General features: G+C 46.1%; 15 protein-coding genes. 2 read left to right on the top strand and 13 right to left on the bottom strand.

From position 1 onward, the window contains the following. Positions 1 to 53 precede the first annotated feature (53 nt). From sucD to sdhC, 9 genes are all read right to left on the bottom strand, one after another. Positions 54 to 935, bottom strand: a complete 882-nt coding sequence (gene sucD, locus DN062_RS11810) for a succinate--CoA ligase subunit alpha (RefSeq protein WP_112159528.1) — start codon at positions 933 to 935, stop codon at positions 54 to 56. 2 nt (positions 936 to 937) lie between these two features. Then, positions 938 to 2,104, bottom strand: a complete 1,167-nt coding sequence (gene sucC / locus DN062_RS11805) for an ADP-forming succinate--CoA ligase subunit beta (RefSeq protein ID WP_112159527.1) — start codon at positions 2,102 to 2,104, stop codon at positions 938 to 940. A gap of 130 nt (positions 2,105 to 2,234) precedes the next feature. Next, complete coding sequence (gene lpdA, locus DN062_RS11800; protein WP_112159526.1) at positions 2,235 to 3,671, bottom strand: dihydrolipoyl dehydrogenase; 1,437 nt, start codon at positions 3,669 to 3,671, stop codon at positions 2,235 to 2,237. 39 nt (positions 3,672 to 3,710) lie between these two features. Beyond that, on the bottom strand, positions 3,711 to 4,928 hold the full coding sequence (odhB, locus tag DN062_RS11795; RefSeq protein WP_112159525.1) for a 2-oxoglutarate dehydrogenase complex dihydrolipoyllysine-residue succinyltransferase: 1,218 nt from the start codon (positions 4,926 to 4,928) through the stop codon (positions 3,711 to 3,713). Between the two features lie 48 nt (positions 4,929 to 4,976). Next, positions 4,977 to 7,808 carry a 2-oxoglutarate dehydrogenase E1 component gene (locus DN062_RS11790; RefSeq protein ID WP_112159524.1) on the bottom strand — a complete coding sequence of 944 codons (2,832 nt, stop codon included), beginning with the start codon at positions 7,806 to 7,808 and terminating at the stop codon, positions 4,977 to 4,979. 311 nt (positions 7,809 to 8,119) lie between these two features. After that, positions 8,120 to 8,824, bottom strand: a complete 705-nt coding sequence (locus DN062_RS11785) for a succinate dehydrogenase iron-sulfur subunit (protein ID WP_036507094.1) — start codon at positions 8,822 to 8,824, stop codon at positions 8,120 to 8,122. A 12-nt stretch (positions 8,825 to 8,836) separates the two neighbouring features. Continuing rightward, positions 8,837 to 10,609 carry a succinate dehydrogenase flavoprotein subunit gene (gene sdhA, locus DN062_RS11780; protein WP_112159523.1) on the bottom strand — a complete coding sequence of 591 codons (1,773 nt, stop codon included), beginning with the start codon at positions 10,607 to 10,609 and terminating at the stop codon, positions 8,837 to 8,839. Positions 10,610 to 10,612: 3 nt separating this feature from the next. Then, positions 10,613 to 10,960, bottom strand: a complete 348-nt coding sequence (sdhD, locus tag DN062_RS11775) for a succinate dehydrogenase, hydrophobic membrane anchor protein (RefSeq protein WP_036507089.1) — start codon at positions 10,958 to 10,960, stop codon at positions 10,613 to 10,615. Then, the gene (gene sdhC / locus DN062_RS11770) at positions 10,954 to 11,331 is read right to left on the bottom strand and encodes a succinate dehydrogenase, cytochrome b556 subunit (RefSeq protein WP_112159522.1); all 378 of its coding nucleotides are present in this window, start codon (positions 11,329 to 11,331) and stop codon (positions 10,954 to 10,956) included. The genes sdhD and sdhC overlap by 7 nt, the downstream gene beginning before the upstream one ends. A gap of 446 nt (positions 11,332 to 11,777) precedes the next feature. Between sdhC and gltA the strand changes: the two genes are divergently transcribed. Beyond that, a complete protein-coding gene (gene gltA / locus DN062_RS11765; RefSeq protein ID WP_112159521.1) occupies positions 11,778 to 13,058 on the top strand; it encodes a citrate synthase in 1,281 nt (426 codons plus the stop codon). Positions 13,059 to 13,131: 73 nt separating this feature from the next. Here the strand turns inward: gltA and rlmKL are convergent, their stop codons facing one another. After that, entirely contained in the window at positions 13,132 to 15,288 is a 2,157-nt protein-coding gene (gene rlmKL / locus DN062_RS11760; protein ID WP_239995779.1) for a bifunctional 23S rRNA (guanine(2069)-N(7))-methyltransferase RlmK/23S rRNA (guanine(2445)-N(2))-methyltransferase RlmL, read from the bottom strand. A 288-nt stretch (positions 15,289 to 15,576) separates the two neighbouring features. Between rlmKL and rmf the strand changes: the two genes are divergently transcribed. Continuing rightward, positions 15,577 to 15,783: a ribosome modulation factor gene (gene rmf / locus DN062_RS11755; RefSeq protein WP_081763680.1), complete on the top strand. Its 207-nt coding sequence runs from the start codon at positions 15,577 to 15,579 to the stop codon at positions 15,781 to 15,783. Between the two features lie 69 nt (positions 15,784 to 15,852). Here the strand turns inward: rmf and DN062_RS11750 are convergent, their stop codons facing one another. From DN062_RS11750 to DN062_RS11740, 3 genes are all read right to left on the bottom strand, one after another. Beyond that, positions 15,853 to 16,875, bottom strand: coding sequence for a quinone-dependent dihydroorotate dehydrogenase (locus tag DN062_RS11750; protein ID WP_112159520.1), 1,023 nt, complete (start codon positions 16,873 to 16,875; stop codon positions 15,853 to 15,855). A gap of 65 nt (positions 16,876 to 16,940) precedes the next feature. After that, positions 16,941 to 17,165, bottom strand: a complete 225-nt coding sequence (locus DN062_RS11745; RefSeq protein ID WP_112159519.1) for a DUF2835 domain-containing protein — start codon at positions 17,163 to 17,165, stop codon at positions 16,941 to 16,943. A 50-nt stretch (positions 17,166 to 17,215) separates the two neighbouring features. After that, positions 17,216 to 22,030 (bottom strand): NAD-glutamate dehydrogenase, encoded by a 4,815-nt coding sequence (locus DN062_RS11740; protein ID WP_112159518.1) that lies wholly within the window; start codon positions 22,028 to 22,030, stop codon positions 17,216 to 17,218. Positions 22,031 to 22,082: the final 52 nt, after the last annotated feature.

Below are 22,082 nucleotides of genomic sequence, written 5' to 3'. Positions count from 1 at the left end.
AACAAAAAAAGCAGCTTTCGCTGCTTTTTTGAGTAAACGTTAAGACGTCGTAATTACTTAGTCGCCCAACCGGTCACTTCAGCAAGTGCTTTGCCGATGTCAGCCAGTGAACGAACAGTTTTCACACCAGCGTCTTCAAGTGCTGCGAACTTCTCATCAGCAGTACCTTTACCGCCGGAGATGATTGCGCCCGCATGGCCCATACGCTTACCAGCAGGAGCCGTAACACCCGCAATATAAGATACAACAGGCTTAGTCACGTTTGCTTTGATGTAAGCAGCCGCTTCTTCTTCAGCAGAACCACCGATTTCACCGATCATAACAATCGCTTCAGTCTGTGGATCGTTCTGGAAAAGTTCCAGAATGTCGATGAAGTTAGAACCTGGGATTGGGTCGCCACCGATACCGACGCACGTGGATTGACCGAAACCTGCATCAGTCGTTTGCTTAACCGCTTCGTACGTCAGAGTACCCGAACGTGAAACGATACCGACTTTACCAGGCAAGTGAATGTGACCAGGCATGATACCGATCTTACATTGACCCGGGGTGATAACACCTGGGCAGTTAGGACCGATCAAACGTACGCCAAGTTCATCACACTTAACTTTACACTCAAGCATATCCAGTGTTGGGATACCTTCAGTGATACAAACGATCAGCTTAATGCCACCGTTTGCTGCTTCAAGGATAGAATCTTTACAAAAAGCAGCAGGTACGTAGATAACAGATGCATCAGCACCGGTTGCCTCAACCGCTTCAGCAACTGTATTGAACACAGGTAGACCTAAGTGTTCAGTACCGCCTTTACCTGGAGTGACACCGCCGACCATTTTCGTGCCGTACGCAATCGCCTGCTCTGAATGGAAGGTACCTTGACCGCCAGTAAAACCCTGACAGATGACTTTAGTGTCTTTATTAATCAGAACGGACATGATTATTTACCCTCCGCGGCTTTTACAACCTGCTGTGCAGCATCAGTCAAGCTGGTCGCTGCAATGATATCAAGACCGGATTCAGCCAGACGCTGAGCGCCGAGTTCAGCGTTATTACCTTCCAGACGAACAACAACAGGAACGTTAACACCAACTTCTTTAACTGCACCGATAATACCATCAGCAATCAGGTCGCAACGAACGATACCGCCGAAGATATTAACCAATACCGCACTGACAGTGCTGTCAGACAGTATGATTTTGAACGCTTCGGTTACACGCTCTTTAGTCGCACCACCGCCAACGTCTAAGAAGTTAGCTGGTTGGCCACCGTGCAACTTAACGATGTCCATAGTACCCATTGCAAGACCTGCACCGTTTACCATGCAACCAATGTTACCTTCAAGGGCAACATAATTAAGTTCCCACTGAGCAGCATGCGCTTCACGCTCGTCGTCTTGTGACGGATCGTGCATCGCTTGAAGATCTTTGTGACGGTAAACCGCATTGCTATCGATGACAATTTTTGCATCTAGGCAGTGCAGATTGCCAGCGTCAGTGATAACCAAAGGGTTGATCTCTAACAATGCCAAGTCTTTTTCTTCGAACATTTTCGCAAGACCCATGAAGATCTGTACGAACTGTTTGATCTGATCGCCCTGCAATCCCAGTTTGAAAGCCAAATCGCGACCTTGATATGGCTGAGCGCCAGTCAATGGATCGATAGTTGCTTTCAAGATTTTTTCTGGAGTTTCGTGAGCAACTTTCTCGATCTCAACACCACCCTCAGTAGACGCCATGAAGACGATACGACGGCTAGAACGATCAACAACAGCGCCCAAATAAAGCTCATTGGCGATATCTGTGCAGGTTTCAACCAGAATTTTGGTAACAGGCTGACCATTGGCGTCTGTCTGATACGTAACTAAACGCTGACCCAACCATTTTTCAGCAAAAGCTTTGGCTTCTTCAGGAGAAGAAACGAGCTTTACGCCACCTGCTTTACCACGGCCACCAGCGTGAACTTGAGCTTTAACAACCCACTTATCACCACCGATTTTTTCAGCAGCTTCAGCTGCTGCTTCTGGGGTATCTACCGCGAAACCTTTGGAAACCGGCAGACCATATTGAGCAAACAGTTGTTTGCCTTGGTACTCATGAAGGTTCATGTTCTAATCCGTTGAATTATCGATTATACATGCGCAACTTTAGTAAAAAGGATTACTAAGGTTGCACGCACTTTAGACTGCGTTCAAAAAGACCGGACTTTTGGTCCGGTCTTAATTTGCAACCCTTCGGTTAGCGTTTTTTACGATTCGCAATGTGGATGGCGTGATTATCCACTGCAAGTGCGGCTTCGTGAACCGCTTCACTCACGGTTGGGTGAGCGAATACCGTCATTTGCAAATCCTCTGCAGTAGCACAAAACTCCATTGCGATAACGGCCTGAGCAATCAACTCGGAGGCGATACCGCCTACGATATGAACACCCAGAATTCTGTCTGTCTTTTCGTCGGCGATCATTTTGACGAAACCTTCCGTCGAATTGGCAGCCATTGCACGGCCTGATGCCGCAAATGGGAACTTACCAACTTTAATCGCTACACCTTCATTCTTGAGCTCTTGCTCAGTCTTGCCGACCCAAGCTAGTTCAGGGAAAGTGTAAATAATGTTCGGTACGCAATCGTAGTTTAATTGCGCTTTGTGGCCAGCAATGATGTCGACAACCATAATGCCTTCTTCAGAAGCCTTATGCGCAAGCATAGGACCACGAACAATATCACCAATTGCATAGATACCTGGTGCATCGGTACGGCACTGTTCATCAACAAAGATAAAGCCACGCTCGTCAAGCTTGACACCAGAGTCGTCAGATACCAAATTTTGCGTCAATGGACGACGGCCTACAGCAACAATCAACTTATCAACCACTAAGCTCTGCTCGCCGTTTGCATCGGTGTACTTAACAGTGACTTCGCTACCGTTAACTTCAGTACCCGTGCAACGCGCACCAAGCTTGATGTCTAAACCTTGTTTGGTCATCAGCTTGTATGCTTCTTTGGATACGTCTTGGTCGGTAACAGATAAGAAAGAATCCATTGCTTCCAGTACAGTAACTTTCGATCCACAACGAGCCCAAATTGAGCCCATTTCTAAACCGATGACACCTGCACCAATGATACCTAAACGCGCTGGAACTTCGTCAATATCAAGAGCGCCAGCATTGTCAAGAATCAAGCCTTCTGTTAATGGAGCTGGCGGGATCTCTACAGGTACAGAACCTGCCGCCAAAATCACGTTGTCAGCAGCATGAAGACTAACGTTGCCATCTTTATCGGTCACTTCAACTTGCTTGTTAGCAAGAAGGCGGCCTTTACCCTGTAGCAAGGTGACACCATTCGCTTTGAATAAACCCGCGATACCGCCCGTCAAGTTCTTAACGATTTGATCTTTGCGAGCCACCATTTGCTTAGGGTCGATGTGTACGTTTTCAGCAACAATACCCTGCGCAGCAAAACCGTGCTGTGCTTCATGCATTTTATGCGTGGTTTCTAACAGCGCTTTAGAAGGAATACAACCTACGTTTAAGCAAGTACCTCCCAAAACCGGAGCACCTTTTCCGTCAACCCATTTCTCAACACATGCTGTTTTCAAGCCTAACTGAGCTGCACGAATCGCCGCAACATAACCGCCAGGGCCAGCACCAATCACTATGACATCAAATTTTTCAGACATTCACTTATCCTGTTTTAATTCGTTGATTACGGACGCTACTTAGACTTCAAGCAACAGACGTGCAGGATCTTCTAACAGATCTTTTATTGTAACCAGGAATTGTACAGCCTCTTTTCCATCAATCATACGATGATCGTATGACAATGCTAAGTACATCATTGGCAAAATCACAACCTGACCATTCACTGCCATCGGGCGATCTTGGATCTTATGCATACCCAAAATAGCCGTTTGTGGCGGGTTCAAAATTGGTGTAGACATCAATGAACCGAACACACCACCATTGGTAATGGTGAAGGTTCCACCCTGCATGTCGTCCATACCGAGCTTACCGTCACGACCACGCTTACCAAAATCAGCGATTGTCGCTTCGACATCGGCCAGGCTCATGCTGTCAGTATCGCGCAATACGGGCACCATCAAACCGCGTTCAGTCGAAACAGCAACACCGATGTCTTGGTAACCATGGTAAACCATGTCGTTGCCATCGATAGAGGCATTAACGGCTGGGAAGCGTTTTAGCGCTTCAGTGGCCGCCTTAACGAAGAATGACATGAAGCCTAAACGCGTACCACCATGAACTTTTTCAAACAGATCTTTATACTGCTTTCGAAGGTCCATGACGGGCTTCATGTTGACTTCGTTATAGGTGGTCAGCATCGCTGCCGTTTGCTGTGCTTCAACAAGACGCTTAGCGATGGTGGCACGTAAACGAGTCATTGGAACGCGCTTCTCAACGCGATCACCCGCAGGAACATTGACGACAACTGCTGAAGCAGGTTTAGCCGCAGGTGCAGGAGCCGCTGCTGCAACAGGTGCTGCTGCGCTAGGATTGCTGATGTAGTTTTGAACGTCTTCTTTGGTGATTCCACCGTTTTTTCCGGTACCCTTAATCTTACTGGCATCTAAGTTGTTCTCATCGATCAACTTACGTGCGGCAGGTCCAATTTTTTCAGCATCAGTTGTAGTGACTTCTGCCGCCACTGCAGTTGCGGCAGCTGGCGCGGCGCTTGCGACAGCACCTGCTTCAAAAATGGCTAAGACTTCTTCGCTTAATACTGTTTCGCCTTCACCCTTGATGATGGATGCAAGCACGCCGTCTGCAGGAGCAACGACTTCTAGAACAACTTTGTCAGTTTCAATATCAACGATGAGCTCATCAGCTGCACACGCCTCACCAGGTTGTTTGTGCCAAGTTGCAACGGTACCGTCTGCAACGGATTCTGGGAATGTTGGGGCTTTAATTTCGATACTCATGCTCTTTCCTTCTATATGCTGCACTGATGTTCTTGTGAGAACGTATTATTAACCATTGATCGCTTCGTTAACCAACTGCTCTTGCTGCTCAACGTGAACAGAAATGTAACCCACAGCTGGCGCAGCCGCATGGGGTCTACCCACACCTTCCAAATGAAGTGAAGGATTATGCTTCTGTAAAACGTGACGCATATGATGCTGACTGCAATACCAAGCACCCTGATTCATTGGCTCTTCTTGACACCAAACCACCGACTCAAGGTTCGTGTAGCCTGCAATCGTCTGACCTAAGATTTCTTCAGGGAACGGATACAATTGTTCAATACGAATAATTGCGACGTCCTCTTTCGCCAATTCTGCACGACGATTGTAAAGGTCATAATAAACCTTGCCGCTACACATGACCAAGCGCTTAACATTTGCTGGATCAAGTTTATCGGTCTCAGCAATCACAGGCTGGAAGCCACCTTCTGCGAGGTCTTCGAGTGAGCATGTCGCTTGCTTATGACGAAGCAAGGACTTAGGCGACATAATCACCAATGGTTTTCTTAAAGGACGTGTAATTTGTCGACGCAGCAGATGGAATATCTGAGAAGGTGTCGTGGGCACACAAACTTGAATGTTGTGCTCAGCACTAAGCTGAAGGAAACGCTCAAGACGTGCAGAGGAGTGCTCTGGGCCCTGACCTTCAAAACCATGAGGCAGCAACATGGTCAGACCACACAGACGTCCCCACTTGTGCTCACCGCTGGTAATGAACTGGTCGATGACGACTTGTGCACCATTGGCAAAGTCACCGAACTGGGCTTCCCAGATAACCATGGTATTTGGCATAGTGGTGGCATAGCCATATTCAAACGCCAATACCGCTTCTTCTGACAAGTAGGAGTCATAAATATCGAAGTTTGGCTGATCTTCCGCTAAGTACTGCAACGGAATATAGGTGCTCGCATCTTTCTGATGATGCACAGCCGCATGACGGTGTGAGAAAGTACCACGACCAACATCTTGTCCGGTAAGACGAACAGGATGCCCTTCCGCCAGCAAGGTTGCATAGGCTAGAGTTTCTGCGAAGCCCCAGTTGATTTCCATTGCACCTGCTGCCATGCGCAAACGGTCGTCGTAAATTTTCTGCACTTGCTTTTGAATCGCAAACCCTTCAGGGAAACGACACATTTTTTGACCCAACTCTTGCAGGAGCTTGATGTCAACACGAGTATCGGCATCAAATGACCACTGATGGCCTAAGTAAGGTTTCCAGTCAACGAACAACTCAGTGTTTGGCTCAAGTACCAGAGCGTTAGCAACATGCTCACCGTTCTCTAGAGCTTTACGGTAAGCCTGCTCCATTTCTTTACAGTCTTCAACCGTTAACACGCCTTCATCAACCAAGCGCTGAGCATAAAGTTCGCGCGTTGTTTTCTGAACTTTAATCTGTTGATACATTAATGGCTGTGTACCTGATGGTTCGTCGGCTTCGTTGTGACCACGACGACGATAACAAACCAGGTCAATAACAACATCTTTGTTAAAGGCATTACGATAATCAAGCGCAAGTTGAGTAACAAAGCGAACTGCTTCTGGATCATCCCCGTTAACATGGAAGATGGGAGCTTGAACCATTTTGGCAACGTCTGTGCAGTATTCAGTCGAACGTGCATCTTCTTTTTTAGATGTTGTAAAACCAACTTGGTTGTTAATGACCAGATGAATCGTACCGCCCGTTTTGTAAGCACGAGTTTGAGACATCTGGAAGGTTTCCATCACCACGCCCTGGCCTGCAAATGCTGCATCACCATGAATAGAAACAGGAATAACCGAGTTCCCGATCTCATCTTCACGACGATCTTGACGTGCGCGAACAGACCCTTCCACCACTGGCGATACAATTTCCAAGTGAGAAGGGTTAAACGCCATTGCCAAGTGAACTTCGCCACCTGGTGTCATGATATTTGAGGAGAATCCTTGGTGATATTTAACATCACCTGATGTTTCGAGGGTCTTCTTACCTTCAAATTCACCGAAAAGATCCGATGGGTTTTTACCAAAGATATTGACCAGTACGTTTAAACGACCCCGGTGCGCCATGCCGATAACCACTTCTTTAGCGCCTTCTTTACCCGCGCGCTGAATCAGTTCATCAAGACATGGAATGAGTGACTCACCCCCCTCAACACCAAAGCGCTTAGCGCCTGCGTAACGAGAGCCTAAATACTTCTCAAGTCCTTCTGCAGCAGTTAAGCGTTCAAGAATGTGTTTACGCGTTTCGGCTTCAAGCACTGGATTAGAACGCACAGGTTCCATACGTGATTGAATCCAGCGTTTTTCTTGAGTATCAACAATATGCATGTACTCAACACCTACGGATGAACAGTAGGTCTTTTTCAAATCTTCAACAATGGTACGCAGTGGCGCTTCTTCAGGGCCAAAAAATAGCGAACCTAATTGGAATTGTGTATCGTTATCCGCTTCCGATAACTCGTGAAAACGAAGGTCTAAATCAGGCACAGGCTCACGCTTCAGCAACTTCAGCGGATCAATCTGTGCAACCTGATGCCCACGAACACGGTATGCGTTAATCATACGCAATACGCGAATTTGCTTTTTCTCATGTTCAGAACTAACGCTCGCAACAGCCGCGGGCAGAGCGCGACGCTTATTCTTAGACATGGCTAAGAAATGATCACGTATCGGAGAGTGGGGAATATCCTGAGTAATGTTTTGAGCACTTACAGGTAAGCGATCAAATTCTTCGCGCCACTCTTGTGGAACAGCGTTTGGATCCATGAGGTATGTTTCGTAAAGTTGTTCTACGTATGAAAGATTTCCACCGTATAGGTGTGCATTCTTCCACATCAGCTCCATCATGCTGTCTTGCATTATTTTTTCACCCTGAGTCTGGAGGAAGCTATTCGATAAGGCTGCACCATATCCTTAACGTTTAGAACGCTGCCTCGCTGCTAATTACCGATTGTTGTAATGTTTGCCAGCCGCTGTATCAGCCCAATTACATCAGGCTATTTTACGACGTTTAGGCATAGGTTAACACAGATCATGCACATGAAATTCTACAGAAAATAAGCTTCCACGTAACATAGACCTTTGGGTACTGAACACGTCTGATTGTAACATTTTGTTATATTATTATAATAAAAACGGCGCATAAGCGCCGTTTTAAGGGAAAGTACTAATCAGGTAGCACGCTGTAACAGCATATTTCTGATCTTACCTATCGCCTTGGTAGGGTTTAACCCCTTAGGACATACATTGACACAGTTCATGATACCATGGCAGCGGAAAACACTGAATGGGTCATCAAGTTCAGATAGACGCTGATCACGAGCCGTATCACGCGTATCGGCCAGGAATCGATATGCCTGCAGCAAACCAGAAGGTCCGATGAACTTATCTGGGTTCCACCAGAAAGAAGGACAAGCCGTTGAACAACATGCACAAAGAATACACTCGTACAAACCATCCAACTCTGCGCGATCTTCAGGTGACTGTAAACGCTCGATTGCAGGCGCAGGCGTATCGTTTATCAAGAAAGGCTTAACCTTCTCATATTGGCGATAGAACTGCGACATATCAATGACGAGATCACGAATAACAGGCAGACCTGGAAGCGGGCGCAACACCAGCTTATCTTTCTCAACAACCTGTGACAGAGGTGTGATACATGCTAGGCCATTTTTGCCATTCATGTTCATACCATCCGAGCCGCAGACACCTTCACGACATGAACGTCTAAACGTCAATGTTGTGTCTTTCTCTTTCAATAACTGAAGGAGATCCAACACCATGATGTCTTTACCACCAGGAATATCAATATGGATATCCTGCATGTAGGGTGCATTGTCCTTTTCAGGATTATAGCGATATACACTTACCAGCATTATAACAACCCCTTAGTAAGTTCTAATCTTCGGTGGGAACGCGTCCATAGTTTTAGGTGCAAAGTTAACTGCACGCTTACCTATACGCTTATCTACCGGGAAATAGACCGAATGGCACAGCCAATTTTCATCGTCACGCTCTGTAAAGTCGTTACGAGCATGGGCACCACGTGATTCTTTACGCTCAACCGCAGCAATTGCCGTTGCTTCTGCCACTTCAAGAAGGTTTTCCAACTCAAGCGCTTCGATACGCGACGTATTGAATGCCTGACTCTTATCTTCTAAATACAGGTTTTCAACTTTCTTACGGATCTCAGCCAATAACCCCAAGCCTTTTTCCATGCTAGGACCATCACGAAATACGCCAAAGTACAACTGCATGGTGCTTTGAAGCTCTTTTCTGACATCGGCAACACGCTCACCCGACGTTGAGTTATTCAAGCGATTGAGACGTGCCATGGCGGCCTGAACTTCAGCCTCTGTGGCATCTTTGACTTCGTAGCCTTCGCGCATCTGTTCTTCGATGTGCATACCCGCCGCGCGACCAAAGACAACCAAGTCAAGTAATGAGTTACCGCCAAGACGGTTCGCACCATGAACAGACACACAAGCCGCTTCGCCACACGCAAACAGACCTGGTACTAAGTGGTCAACACCCTCAGCATCAGGTGCCAATACTTGACCACCGATGTTGGTTGGCAAGCCACCCATCATGTAATGGCAGGTTGGCACAACTGGGATTGGCTCTTTAACCGGGTCAACTGCAGCAAAGGTCTTAGAAAGCTCACAGATACCAGGTAAACGAGAGTGAAGCACTTCTTCGCCAAGGTGATCTAGCTTAAGTAAAACGTGATCACCATCAGGTCCACATCCACGCCCTTCAAGAATCTCTAAGATCATTGAGCGAGCAACAACGTCACGACCAGCCAAATCCTTCGCATTCGGCGCATAACGTTCCATGAAACGCTCGCCATCCTTATTGATCAGGTAACCACCCTCTCCTCGGCAGCCCTCTGTTACCAGAGTACCCGCACCCGCGATACCGGTCGGATGGAACTGCCACATTTCCATGTCCTGAGCAGGAACACCGATACGTAGAGCCATACCAACACCATCACCTGTATTGATCAAAGCATTAGTGGTCGATGCGTAAATACGCCCGGCCCCACCCGTTGCCAATACAGTTGCTTTACACTTGATATAAACGGTTTCACCCGTTTCAATACAGATTGCAATGGTGCCGACGACAGCACCGTCTGCATTTTTAACCAAGTCAACAGCATACCACTCATTCAAAAAGGTGGTGCCAGCTTTCATATTCGCCTGATACAGAGTATGCAACAGCGCATGGCCCGTACGGTCAGCAGCAGCGCAGGTACGTGCTGCTTGGCCACCCTCTCCGAAGTTTTTAGACTGACCACCAAAAGGACGCTGATAAATACGACCTATCTCGGTACGGGAGAAAGGCAACCCCATGTGGTCCAACTCGAATACAGCTTGCGGCCCAACAGAACACATATACTCGATAGCATCTTGGTCTCCGATGTAATCAGAGCCCTTAACTGTGTCATACATATGCCAGCGCCAATCATCATTAGGGTCCGCGCTTGCAATTGCACAGGTAATACCACCTTGTGCCGATACCGTATGAGAGCGTGTTGGAAACACTTTTGTCACACATGCGGTTTTAAGACCTGATTGCGCCAACTGCAAAGCAGCACGCATACCAGCACCACCACCACCGACGACAATCGCGTCGAAGCTCAATGTACGAAGATTAGACATCTCTTAAGCACCCCACAGAATCTGAATGCCCCACACAACGTAAATAAACGCGAGCAGGCCACAAACGGACTGAAAAACAAACCGAAGGCTAGTAATCTTGATGTAGTCAGTCGAGACCGACCACAACCCTATCCAAGCGTGAGCTGCCATAGATAAGATCGCTAACAATGTGAAGATGCGCATAGCTGTGCCTGAAAACAGACCGCTCCACTGCGCATAATCCAGACTTGGGTTAAACAGAAGATACCCGATCATAAAGATCGTATAAGCCATCAGGACAACAGCTGTTACACGCTGCATCATCCAGTCATAAAGACCGCTACGGCCAAAACTCGTAATGCTAGTTACCATATCCATACTCCTGCAAGAAGGACTAATACGCCAGCTACGATCAACGTAACTTTAGCGGCCTGTTTGCCACTTTCCAACTCTTCACAGTGACCCAAATCCATTACTAGATGTTTGACACCTGCTACAAAGTGATAAAGCAACGCAGACACAAGTCCCCACGCTATCAATTTCGCCAAGAAGCTATTGTTCATTAAGTCAGCAGCGGCGGCAAAGCCAGCTTCAGACTCAAGCGATAGCCCAAGTAGATACACTGCAAATATAGCGCCGAAAAACAACGCTACACCTGTTACGCGGTGCAGAATGGAAGTGATCGCCGTAATCGGCAATTTAATCGTTTGAAGATCTAAGTTTACAGGTCTTTTTTTGTTCACGGCTCTAGTTCACACTTTTTGGTCCCTTTGCAGGACTTGGTTGTTTGGAAGTGCTCAGAAGCAGTAGCTCGGGATGCCGAACTGGCATTGCACATTTGTGGCATTGCACACATAAGTACAATGTCAACTCAGGCCACGGAGTATAGTCACTTCAACCCTTGAATACAACGCGATATCTCGCATGTACAACAATGGTCTAAGCATAAACCGTGGCTTGCAGAGCATTCCTTTCTTCGAACCCATGTATTATAAGGCCATTTCTTAAGAGTTGATCACTCCTGTTTAATTTTTTTGATGTTGCGGCGCAATATTCGCCTTTAGGTTTAATTGACAATCGCGTGACAAACTTTATAGTTGTACCGTCCTTAACTAGGTCAATTCTCAACAGTGTAATCAAGCGACTGGTCACAAGTCGTTGTAATTAAACCGAATGATAGGAGCCAACTATGGCTGACAAGAAAGCACGTTTGACGGTCGATGGTCTGGATGGAACGATTGAGTTACCCGTTTACTCCGGAACAGAGGGCCCCGACGTCATTGATGTTCGCCCTTTGACCAGCAAAGGCCTATTCACATATGACCCTGGCTTCGTGTCTACTGCGGCCTGTGAATCACAAATTACTTACATCGATGGTGATAAGGGAATTCTTCTGCATCGCGGCTACCCAATCGAGCAATTAGCAGAAAAGTCTGACTACTTAGAAGTTTGCTACTTATTACTGAACGGCGAACTCCCCACGGAACAACAAAAAACCGTTTTCACCAACACCATTTCAAATCACACAATGGTTCATGAGCAACTCAGCGCCTTTTTCAAAGGCTTCCGTCGTGATGCTCACCCGATGGCAATCATGTGCGGCGTTGTAGGTGCCTTATCGGCTTTCTACCACGATTCACTGGACATCAACAATGCTCATCATCGCGAGGTTTGTGCATATCGTTTAATTGCTAAAATGCCTACTTTGGCGGCCATGTGTTACAAGTACTCAATTGGTCAGCCGTTCATGCACCCGCGCAATGACAACACCTATGCTGAAAACTTTTTGCGCATGATGTTTTCCACGCCCTGCGCTGATTATGTAGCTAACCCGATTCTTGTTCGCGCAATGGACCGTATTTTCACGCTTCATGCTGACCATGAACAAAACGCATCGACCTCTACTGTTCGTTTGGCTGGATCATCAGGTGCAAACCCCTTTGCATGCATTGCAGCAGGCATTGCAGCTTTGTGGGGACCTGCGCATGGCGGTGCAAACGAAGCCGTTCTCACGATGCTAGAAGAAATTGGTGACGAAGCGAACATACCAGATTTCATCCAACGCGCTAAAGATCCAGAAGACCCTTTCCGCTTGATGGGCTTTGGACATCGCGTATATCGCAACTTTGACCCGCGTGCAAAAGTCATGAAAAAGACCTGCGACGAAGTCTTAGGTGAGCTTGGAATCGAGAACGATCCTTTATTAAAAATAGCAACCCGCCTTGAAGAAATTGCGCTAGAAGATCCGTATTTCGTCGAAAGAAAGCTTTATCCCAACGTCGACTTCTATTCAGGCATCATTCTGAAAGCAATTGGCATTCCAACGAGCATGTTCACAGTAATATTTGCACTGTCTCGTACCATTGGTTGGATCTCTCATTGGAACGAGTTCCATTCTAGCCCTAACCGAATCGGTCGCCCACGCCAGCTTTATACTGGCGCTAAAATGCGTGACTACCCCTCGGCTTAATAGATTTAAGCGCATTTAAACTTTCTAAAAGCCCTCAAGCTCACCAATGGTGAGTTTGAGGGCTTTTTTACACTCACACTCTATGCTTGATCTCAAAACAGCAATGGATTTTTGCATTGCGCTTAAAGTCAGGATCAATTGTACTAGCCGTAATATCCTTCACGTCAAAGTTGTGAAGTGCATCATTATCTAGCTTAAAACGACGATAATTGTTGGAAAAAATCAACAAACCATCCTTTTTTAGCAAGCTCATGGCCAAGTGAATTAGCTTCACATGATCTCGCTGCACATCCAACACCCCCTCCATTCTTTTTGAATTTGAAAAGGTCGGCGGATCCATAAAAATCAGATCATATTGAGCCGAAGACTGACGTTCCAACCATTTAAAACAGTCTTCCCGAACAAAATGGTGATTCGAGTTATCTAAACCGTTCAAGGCAAAGTTGCGACGCGCCCAATCGAGATAAGTTGATGACATATCAACACTTGTTGTTCTGCTAGCACCGCCTACCGCCGCATGCAGACTTGCTGTCGCCGTGTATGAAAATAAATTCAGGACGCTTTTTCCCTGAGCAATCGACTGAATCTTGCGGCGCACAGGCCGATGATCCAAAAACAAACCCGTATCAAGATAATCATGAAGATTAACCCATAACTTACAGCCAAGCTCCGTCACCACAAAAAAATGGTCGGTGGTATCATGACGCTCATACTGCTCTGTTCCCTGCTGACGCTTACGGCGCTTCACCACTATTTGCTGTGGCTTTTTGTTCATAACCTGTGCCACAGCGGCTACAGCTTCATTAAAACGGCTAAACGCCTTTACAGGATCGATGGTTGAAGGCGCTTGATACTCCTGAACAATCACTTCATCGCCGTAACAATCAACAGCCACTGCATATTCGGGGATATCCGCATCGTAAATCCGATAACACTCAATCCCTTCTTTTTTGACCCACTTCCCTAGATTTTTTTGATTTTTTTGAATTCGATTCGCAACCATTTGTGCCGACTCAGTCAACTCAAGTGCTTTTACTTCCTCTTGCACTCTGTCCTCTTGCGCAAAGACTTCATATAAAAACAATCGGCTCTCTAAGGCACCATTAAACAACTGATAGGAGCGTTGCGCCTTCAGCTTCATGACCTTACACAAATCAGGATTTGAAGTGAACACGGCGGCTCGCCATCCTTCAAACTGATTTCGCAACTGCTGTCCAAGCAATTGATAAAGATACATAAGGTTTTCTGTTTCACCCAGACGCTCACCATAAGGCGGATTGGTAACCAACAACCCCTTCTCCATATTTTGAGGACGCTGAAGCTCGCTTAACTCTGACAAATTAACACCAATAAATGCACTTAGACCCGCACGACGTATATTCTCTTTCGCTTTCTGCAAGACCTTCTCATCTTGATCAAAGCCATAGAATTGTGCCGTTAATGCTGCTTTTCCAGCCTCTGCTTTCGCATGCGCTTCGTCACACAACTCTTTCCACAATCCACGGTCATGAGTTAACCAATGGGTGAAACCAAATTGATGCCGATATAAACCGGGAGCAATATTGGCTGCGATCATCGCCGCCTCAATCAACAAAGTACCCGAACCACACATAGGGTCTAACACGCCATCAAACACGTCCTTATCCCATCCTGCTCTCAGTAAAACAGCTGCAGCGAGATTTTCTTTCATTGGCGCTTCGCCTGCTTGCTGGCGATAACCTCTTCTGTGCAGACTCTCACCCGACATATCAAGCGAAACAGTCGCCTGCCCTTTAGCAAGGTGAACATTGACACGTATATCTGGCTGCTGTTTCTCAACAGAGGGGCGCTGGCCCGTTGCACCTCGTATTTGATCAACGATGGCATCTTTAACCTTTAATGCACCAAAGTGAGTATTATTAATAGCATCACTTCGGCCGTTAAAATCAACACTAAGGGTTCCAGAAGGGCGCATCAGTTCAAGCCAGTCAATAGACTGCACTAGATCATACAAAGCGTCAGGCGTTGCGGCAGGAGCTTCAGCTAAACGCAACAGGACTCGACTGGCTAAACGCGATTCTAAACACAGGCGGTACCCTAGCGCTCTATCCCCCTCACAAGCCACACCTGCTACCGTTTGCTTAGCGGAGATCGCACCTAATGCGTTAATTTCGTCTAGAAGAAGCGCCTCCAACCCTTTTGGACAGGTTACAAAATAGGATATACCCATCGCATCATTCTGAATTGGCATGTTTAGTTCGCACCTCAACATTTATTTGTTTAACTTTAATGACTAACTGAAAAATTTTCATCCATAAACGACTGTTTTATTTTTTCACTTAATCAATTGATTACAATCATTTTTTTGCAACTGCACACAAGAACTTACTATCAGCACCTTTTACAACCATAGCAAATTTCAATCGCAAAAGATTTTTATTTACGTTATTAATGAAGTGTGAGTATAGTGAACTCACGGCCACTCGCGAAGTGCAATCGGCATTCGCGCTATGATAAATAGAAACATGAGAGGCGTACTATGAGAAAACAGAAACGTGACCGCAGCTCCACTCTGTACAACCGTGGTTTTAATGCTGGCATCAGCGGGAAATCACGCGAAGAATGCCCAGTCAACAACGCGGATATGCGAAGTTGTTGGATGACAGGATGGCGTGAAGGACGCGAAGCACATTGGAACGGCATGTCTGGCGTTTCTGCAATACAGATAAACCCGTCACTTGCTTAAACTTTCTATTATTATCACTTAACCAGATGCTCCGGATAGCCTTTAATAAGGACTTTCCGGAGTCAAAGTTCAACGAATTTCGGCAACCGCTTTAACGGAGTCCCTAATAAGACTTGGCCCCTGGTAAATAAATCCAGTATAGATTTGTACCAAGCTTGCTCCCGCTTGAATTTTTTCGGCCGCATCAAAGCCTTCCGTAATACCACCCACCCCGATAATCGGGACACTACCCTTCAAATGCTTAGAAAGCGCCATAATAGCGGCTGTGGAGCGATTTCGAACAGGTGCCCCACTAAGACCACCGGCCTCTTCCGCCCACTGACACCCTTCCACTCCATCCCTGGAAAGAGTGGTGTTCGTAGCAATCACAGCATCCATTTCATAGGCTTTAAGGGAGGCCGCTACCAACTCAAACTCTTCAGGACCCATATCCGGTGCAATCTTTAGCGCAATTGGGACATAACGACCATGAACTTTGCTAAGTTTCGACTGCTCTGTTTTCATGCAGTCTAACAAGCTGTTCAATGACTCACCGAATTGAAGCGTCCGCAGCCCTGGTGTATTAGGTGAAGAAATATTAATTGTAATATAGCTGGCACGAGAATAGACCTTGCGCATGCAATAGAGGTAATCATCGTTTGCTTGCGCATTCGGTGTGTCTTTATTCTTACCAATATTAATGCCCAGAATACCGTCGTAACGACAACCTTCAAGATTTTTAAGAAGCTGATCTACGCCGTCATTATTAAACCCCATTCGATTAATAATGGCTTGTCGATCTTGCAAACGAAAGAGCCTTGGTTTGGGATTACCTAGTTGAGGCTTTGGCGTCACAGTACCGACTTCAATAAAGCCAAACCCCATCGCAGCCAAACCATCAACAGCACTGGCATTTTTATCCAAACCAGCTGCTAACCCGACAGGATTAGGAAAACGCAAGCCCATGACTTCTACAGGTAAATGCATAGGCTTGGAGCCTATTAACTGCTCGAGTCCAAAGCCAGAAAGCAGATTCATTCCACCAAGGGCAAGGTTATGAGAAGTCTCAGCATCCAGCTTAAACATCAGTGATCGTGCAAGTGTGTATAACATCGCAATCCCAGAGTTTATATACAATTTCGTCCATTATAATCTTTGCAAGGATCGAATGACAGCCATCAGTTTGACATACGATCAATCTGAATCAGCTTTCCCTCTTCCGAAAAATAAATAATAAAACTACCATTGACGCCATGGTGAGATAAAAAGCGCGTAAACACAGATGCAGGCAGGTGAAAACGTCGGCCATCTCGTGCCCGCACTGAGACACGAGAGGCCACGCCTTTGTAGTATTTTAAAAATTCATTACGAGAAATTTTTACATCTAAAACTGCGTATTTCATTCAAACTGCCAGACAGATGCCGGCAGTTTGAAGGGTAACTACCAGCTTAATTAAGATGACTTACAGGTTCGCGCAAGATCAAACAACTCACGAACGGCAACGGTATACATTGCATAATCTTGAGTCTTCGCCAGCTTCAGGTCAGACAGAACCTTATCCCAACGCTCCAAATGCGTTTTATTTAAAGCAATCCAAGCATCGAGTGCAACCTCATTTGCCTCGGTATCAACCTGCAACACGGTTGCGGTAAGTGCACGCTGCTGCCACTCAAGATCATCTCGGAATGAATCTCTCGCCAAGGCCTGCCAATAACTATCAACATGCAGCTCATTTAACTGACCCGCAAACCAATGCAATTCTAATCGTTCCCCCAAACTGAAGAAAGCCTGCGCTGCACGAGTTAAGGGAACCTCAAGCTGACGTGTCACTTCAATAATGCCAAGCGCTGTGAACAGCACACCGGAGCCTGCCACAACTTTCGCAAGTTCGGATGGTACACCTGCATTTGTGTAACGCTGGTAGGCTTCTTCCCATTCAGCCCTCGGCTCTCCACACAATAAATTTCCTAGGGTAAGACTAATGTTCTTGATCGAGTCGGCAAAGTATTCGGTTTCAGACGAGCAATCAATTCCGGCTCTGCGATTACGGACAAACCAACGTGCAGCATGACGAACTAAGTACTGAAGACGCTCCATCATTTCTAGCTGAACCTCTGCATCGACCTCATAATCTAGAAATTCAACTTGCTTCCACAAATTAGGCAAATCAAAGGCATCTCGAACCAACACATACGAGCGAACAACCGTACTAATATCAGTGCCCGTTGTTGTCACCAAACGATCTACAAAGTTGACACCCATAAGATTAACAATTTCATTGGCGATTTGAGTCGCAACGATTTCTCTACAGAGCTTATGCTGCTTAAGAGGCTCATTGTAAATTTTCACCATTTTATTGGGGAAAGCCGTTACCAACTCGCGTGCAAGGTATGCATCATCCGGAACATCTGTTTTAAGCAACTCTGCTTTCAAGTCAGCCTTGCTGTATGAAACCAGCACAGACAACTCTGGACGAGTTAACCCTAAACCACTCATTCGACGCTCTTCTAGTTTATCATCAGATGGAATGAACTCCAGCTTACGATTAAGCTTACCTTCAGACTCTAGCTTGTTAATAAAGCGCTGATATTCAGCCATTGCCTTCAGCGAACGACGCTCTGCTAAGGTGATCGCTTGAACCTGACGGTAATTGTTTTTTAAGACCAGCCCAGAGACTTCATCGGTCATATCCAGCAACAGCTGATTACGTTGTTTGAGGGTTAAATCGCCTGCTGCCACCAAACCGTTCAACAAGATCTTGATATTGACCTCATGGTCGGAGCAATCAACGCCACCTGCGTTATCAATGAAGTCGGTATTTAAACGACCGCCATTGCGAGCAAACTCCATTCGCCCTAATTGCGTCATCCCTAAATTACCACCCTCTCCGACAACCTTACAACGCAACTCATTACCATCAACTCGCAATGCATCATTGGTTTTATCGCCCACATCCGCATGTGTCTCGGTACTGGCTTTCACGTAGGTACCAATACCTCCATTCCACAACAAATCAATTTGAGACTTTAACAGTGCAGAGATCAATTCAGTTGGCGTTATACGAGTTTGAGTCAGTCCCGTGAGTGCTTGCATCTCAGGCGTTAAGGTTATGGATTTTGCAGACCGTTCAAAAACACCCCCCCCCTTAGAGATAAGCGATGACTGGTAATCCATCCATCCTGACCTTGGCAACTCAAATAAACGCTTACGCTCAACAAAGCTTGCTTGTGGGTCCGGATTTGGATCGATGAATATATGCATATGGTTAAAGGCAGCGACCAATTTAATTTGATCTGACAGCAATAGTCCATTACCAAATACATCCCCGGACATGTCACCAATGCCTATGACCGTAAAGGGCTGATAGCGCGTATTAATTCCGATTTCACGGAAATGACGCTCAACTGACACCCAGGCACCACGAGCCGTAATCCCCATCTTTTTATGGTCGTACCCCTGACTCCCACCGGATGCAAAGGCATCACCTAACCAGAACTGATAAGATTCAGCAATTCCATTGGCGATATCTGAAAAAGTAGCGGTACCCTTATCCGCCGCGACAACTAGATAGGTATCGTCTTCATCATGCCTTACCACATCCTTAGGCGGTACAACCTCGTTGTCGATAACATTGTCTGTAATATCGAGCAAAGCACTAATGAAAATTTTATAGCAGGCAATCCCTTCTTCTAGCCACTCATCTCTCGTCATGCGGCTATTAAGGCGCTTAGCAACAAATCCCCCCTTCGCTCCAACAGGCACGATCACCGCATTTTTAACCTGCTGTGCCTTAACTAGGCCCAAGACTTCCGTTCTAAAGTCTTCATTTCGATCAGACCAACGTAAGCCTCCGCGCGCAACTTTACCACCCCGTAAATGTACCCCCTCAACCCTTGGTGAAAAGACAAATATCTCAAACATAGGATAAGGCTGCGGTACAAATGGAACCTGTGCTGGAGAGAGCTTGAAGGACAGATAGCCTTTAGACTGCCCCTTGCACATTTGAAAATAGTTGGTTCGCAATGTCGCATTGATCAACGCCAGATACTGTCGAATAACCTGATCTTCATTTAAGCTACTCACGTCGTCTAGCGCGGTTAAAACGCGCTCTTCAATTCTACTAGCCAAATCCAAGTTCGATTGCTGCGGATGCAAACGAGCGTTGAACAGCTGAATCAGATCACGTGCAATTGGAACGTGGTTGTTTAATGCAAGGCTAACGGCCTCTGTACTAATCGGGAAACGTATTTGTTTCATGTAGGAGGCGTATGCACGTAAAACAGATACTTCTCGCCAGTTCAGACCCGCACCCAGAACTAAGCGGTTAAAGTCATCACTACTACTGACTCCTCGCCAAATACTTAGAAACGCATCCGTGAAAATGGTTTGCAACTCTTCGATTGACGCATGCTGTTTCCCCGAAAAACGCAGATTGAAATCATGGATCCAGATGCAATTATCTTGGCTGTCTTCAATTTGGTAGGGGTGCTCATCAATCACGCGCAAACCAAGATTTTCCAAGGTTGGCAAAACATCCGACAAGGGTAAAGAGTGACCAAAATGGAAGAGTTTGAAGTTGATCTCGTCCTCTTCTCGGTCGAAGGCTCGATAAAAACTGAGAGCAATCGGCGACTCTGTCGACATACCTTTCATGTGCTGGATATCAATCACAGCTGAGCGAGCCGAGAAATCTGACCGATAACCTGCCGAAAATCCGCGACCATAGTGATTGAAAGCATGAATCCCCTGCTCTTCGCCCATGGCTTCAATCAGGGCATCGTACAAGTCTTCATCCCAACTACGTGCAGCAATACGAATTTTGTACTCTATCTCACGTACATCAAAGACGTCAGAAACTGACTCACCCTTTGAACAACGAAGGTTAAACTGTGTCCGTGCGAGGATTGACTCAGAGAAATAGGTATTAAATTCGGCTAAGTCGCAACCTAACTCTGCTTTTAGGATATTTTCAGCCTTAAGACGAAACTCTGTACTGTAAATATCACGCGGCACATAGACTAATGCTGAGAAATACTGACCTTGATAATCTCGACGCAGGAACAACCGAATTTGACGGCGCTCCCGAATTTGCAAGATTCCCAGTGCCATTTTACTTAGATCATCGATTTGTGTCTGAAACAAATCATCTCGAGGAAAGGTTTCCATGACCTGTAAGAGTTCTTTCCAATCGTGCCCATTCGGATAAAAACCAGCACCATCCATAACCGCTTTGATTTTGTCACGCACAACAGGAATCACGCTCGGTGAGTGGGTATAAACAGACGAGGTATAAAGACCTAAAAACCGAACCTCACCGCAAACCTCACCTTGGTCGTCAAACTGTCTAAAACTAATATAATCTGGATAGGCGGGGCGATGAACACGTGACTTGACAGAAGCTTTAGAAAAGCTGATTAAATCAGGCAACAGAATATGTGGAGAACGCTGTAACGTTGCATCTAACAACTCAGAGCGGCAATCTGTATCGCAATCACGCAATAAACCCAAGCCAGACGCTGGCTTGATTTCGAAATGAGCGCCTGTCTCTTTTTCGACACGCTCAAACTCTTCATAACCGAGAAATGTAAAATTATTTTCTAACCAAACCAAAAATGCAGATGCTTCTTTAATTTCTGGACGGCCATGAAGCTGCCCTTGATGCTCATAATGCGCCATCTGTTTTTTAAGTGCAGATAGCATAGGGTCGAAGTCATTAACGACCGCCTTCACATCATTCAAAACAGCCAAGAGCCCCTGACGAATATTCTCAAGCCTTTCTTTGTCGGTATGTCGGTCAATTTCAATACAAACAATGGACTCTCGCGATTGACTTTTATCCGACATCTCTAAAAAATGACCTTGATCATCACGTGAGACACGAATAACAGCATTGGTAATGGCATGCGTCGCTACATTTTGTCGATTTAATTCTAAGCGCAATGAGTCAACGATAAAGGACATATCCGGCACCAACACCATGACAACAGTATGTGTTGACTGCCAACCGTGTTGCTCATAATCCGGGTTGAAGACCTTAACTTTTGGACCGGAAAGCTGGCTTTGTTGGAAAAATTCCCAAACCGAAAGCACTGAACCTAATAGGTCATCTGCTCTCCATTTTTGCAGATCTAACTCCGGAGTGGTCATGAAGAATCGATCCATAAACCGAAGCAATGCCGCTGACTTACTCTCAGCTAAACGGTTTGTAACCTCTCGCTTTAGGTTAGCGAGAATTTCAGATTTACTTTCCACAGCTTGACGGGGCATAAAAACTCTCTTTTTGATTATATTAAGACTAGATTAGACCACGTAAGACAAT

The sequence above is a fragment of the Nitrincola tibetensis genome (assembly GCF_003284585.1).
Lineage (GTDB): Bacteria > Pseudomonadota > Gammaproteobacteria > Pseudomonadales > Balneatricaceae > Nitrincola > Nitrincola tibetensis.
This window is presented reverse-complemented; position numbering and strand designations above follow the sequence as displayed.

What these genes read in the sequence shown, in the direction of transcription:
- sucD (WP_112159528.1), bottom strand. Translation starts at nt 935, where the DNA reads ATGTCCGTTCTGATTAATAAAGACACTAAAGTCATCTGTCAGGGTTTT.
- sucC (WP_112159527.1), bottom strand. Translation starts at nt 2,104, where the DNA reads ATGAACCTTCATGAGTACCAAGGCAAACAACTGTTTGCTCAATATGGT.
- lpdA (WP_112159526.1), bottom strand. Translation starts at nt 3,671, where the DNA reads ATGTCTGAAAAATTTGATGTCATAGTGATTGGTGCTGGCCCTGGCGGT.
- odhB (WP_112159525.1), bottom strand. Translation starts at nt 4,928, where the DNA reads ATGAGTATCGAAATTAAAGCCCCAACATTCCCAGAATCCGTTGCAGAC.
- DN062_RS11790 (WP_112159524.1), bottom strand. Translation starts at nt 7,808, where the DNA reads ATGCAAGACAGCATGATGGAGCTGATGTGGAAGAATGCACACCTATAC.
- DN062_RS11785 (WP_036507094.1), bottom strand. Translation starts at nt 8,824, where the DNA reads ATGCTGGTAAGTGTATATCGCTATAATCCTGAAAAGGACAATGCACCC.
- sdhA (WP_112159523.1), bottom strand. Translation starts at nt 10,609, where the DNA reads ATGTCTAATCTTCGTACATTGAGCTTCGACGCGATTGTCGTCGGTGGT.
- sdhD (WP_036507089.1), bottom strand. Translation starts at nt 10,960, where the DNA reads ATGGTAACTAGCATTACGAGTTTTGGCCGTAGCGGTCTTTATGACTGG.
- gltA (WP_112159521.1), top strand. Translation starts at nt 11,778, where the DNA reads ATGGCTGACAAGAAAGCACGTTTGACGGTCGATGGTCTGGATGGAACG.
- rlmKL (WP_239995779.1), bottom strand. Translation starts at nt 15,288, where the DNA reads ATGCCAATTCAGAATGATGCGATGGGTATATCCTATTTTGTAACCTGT.
- rmf (WP_081763680.1), top strand. Translation starts at nt 15,577, where the DNA reads ATGAGAAAACAGAAACGTGACCGCAGCTCCACTCTGTACAACCGTGGT.
- DN062_RS11750 (WP_112159520.1), bottom strand. Translation starts at nt 16,875, where the DNA reads ATGTTATACACACTTGCACGATCACTGATGTTTAAGCTGGATGCTGAG.
- DN062_RS11745 (WP_112159519.1), bottom strand. Translation starts at nt 17,165, where the DNA reads ATGAAATACGCAGTTTTAGATGTAAAAATTTCTCGTAATGAATTTTTA.
- DN062_RS11740 (WP_112159518.1), bottom strand. Translation starts at nt 22,030, where the DNA reads ATGCCCCGTCAAGCTGTGGAAAGTAAATCTGAAATTCTCGCTAACCTA.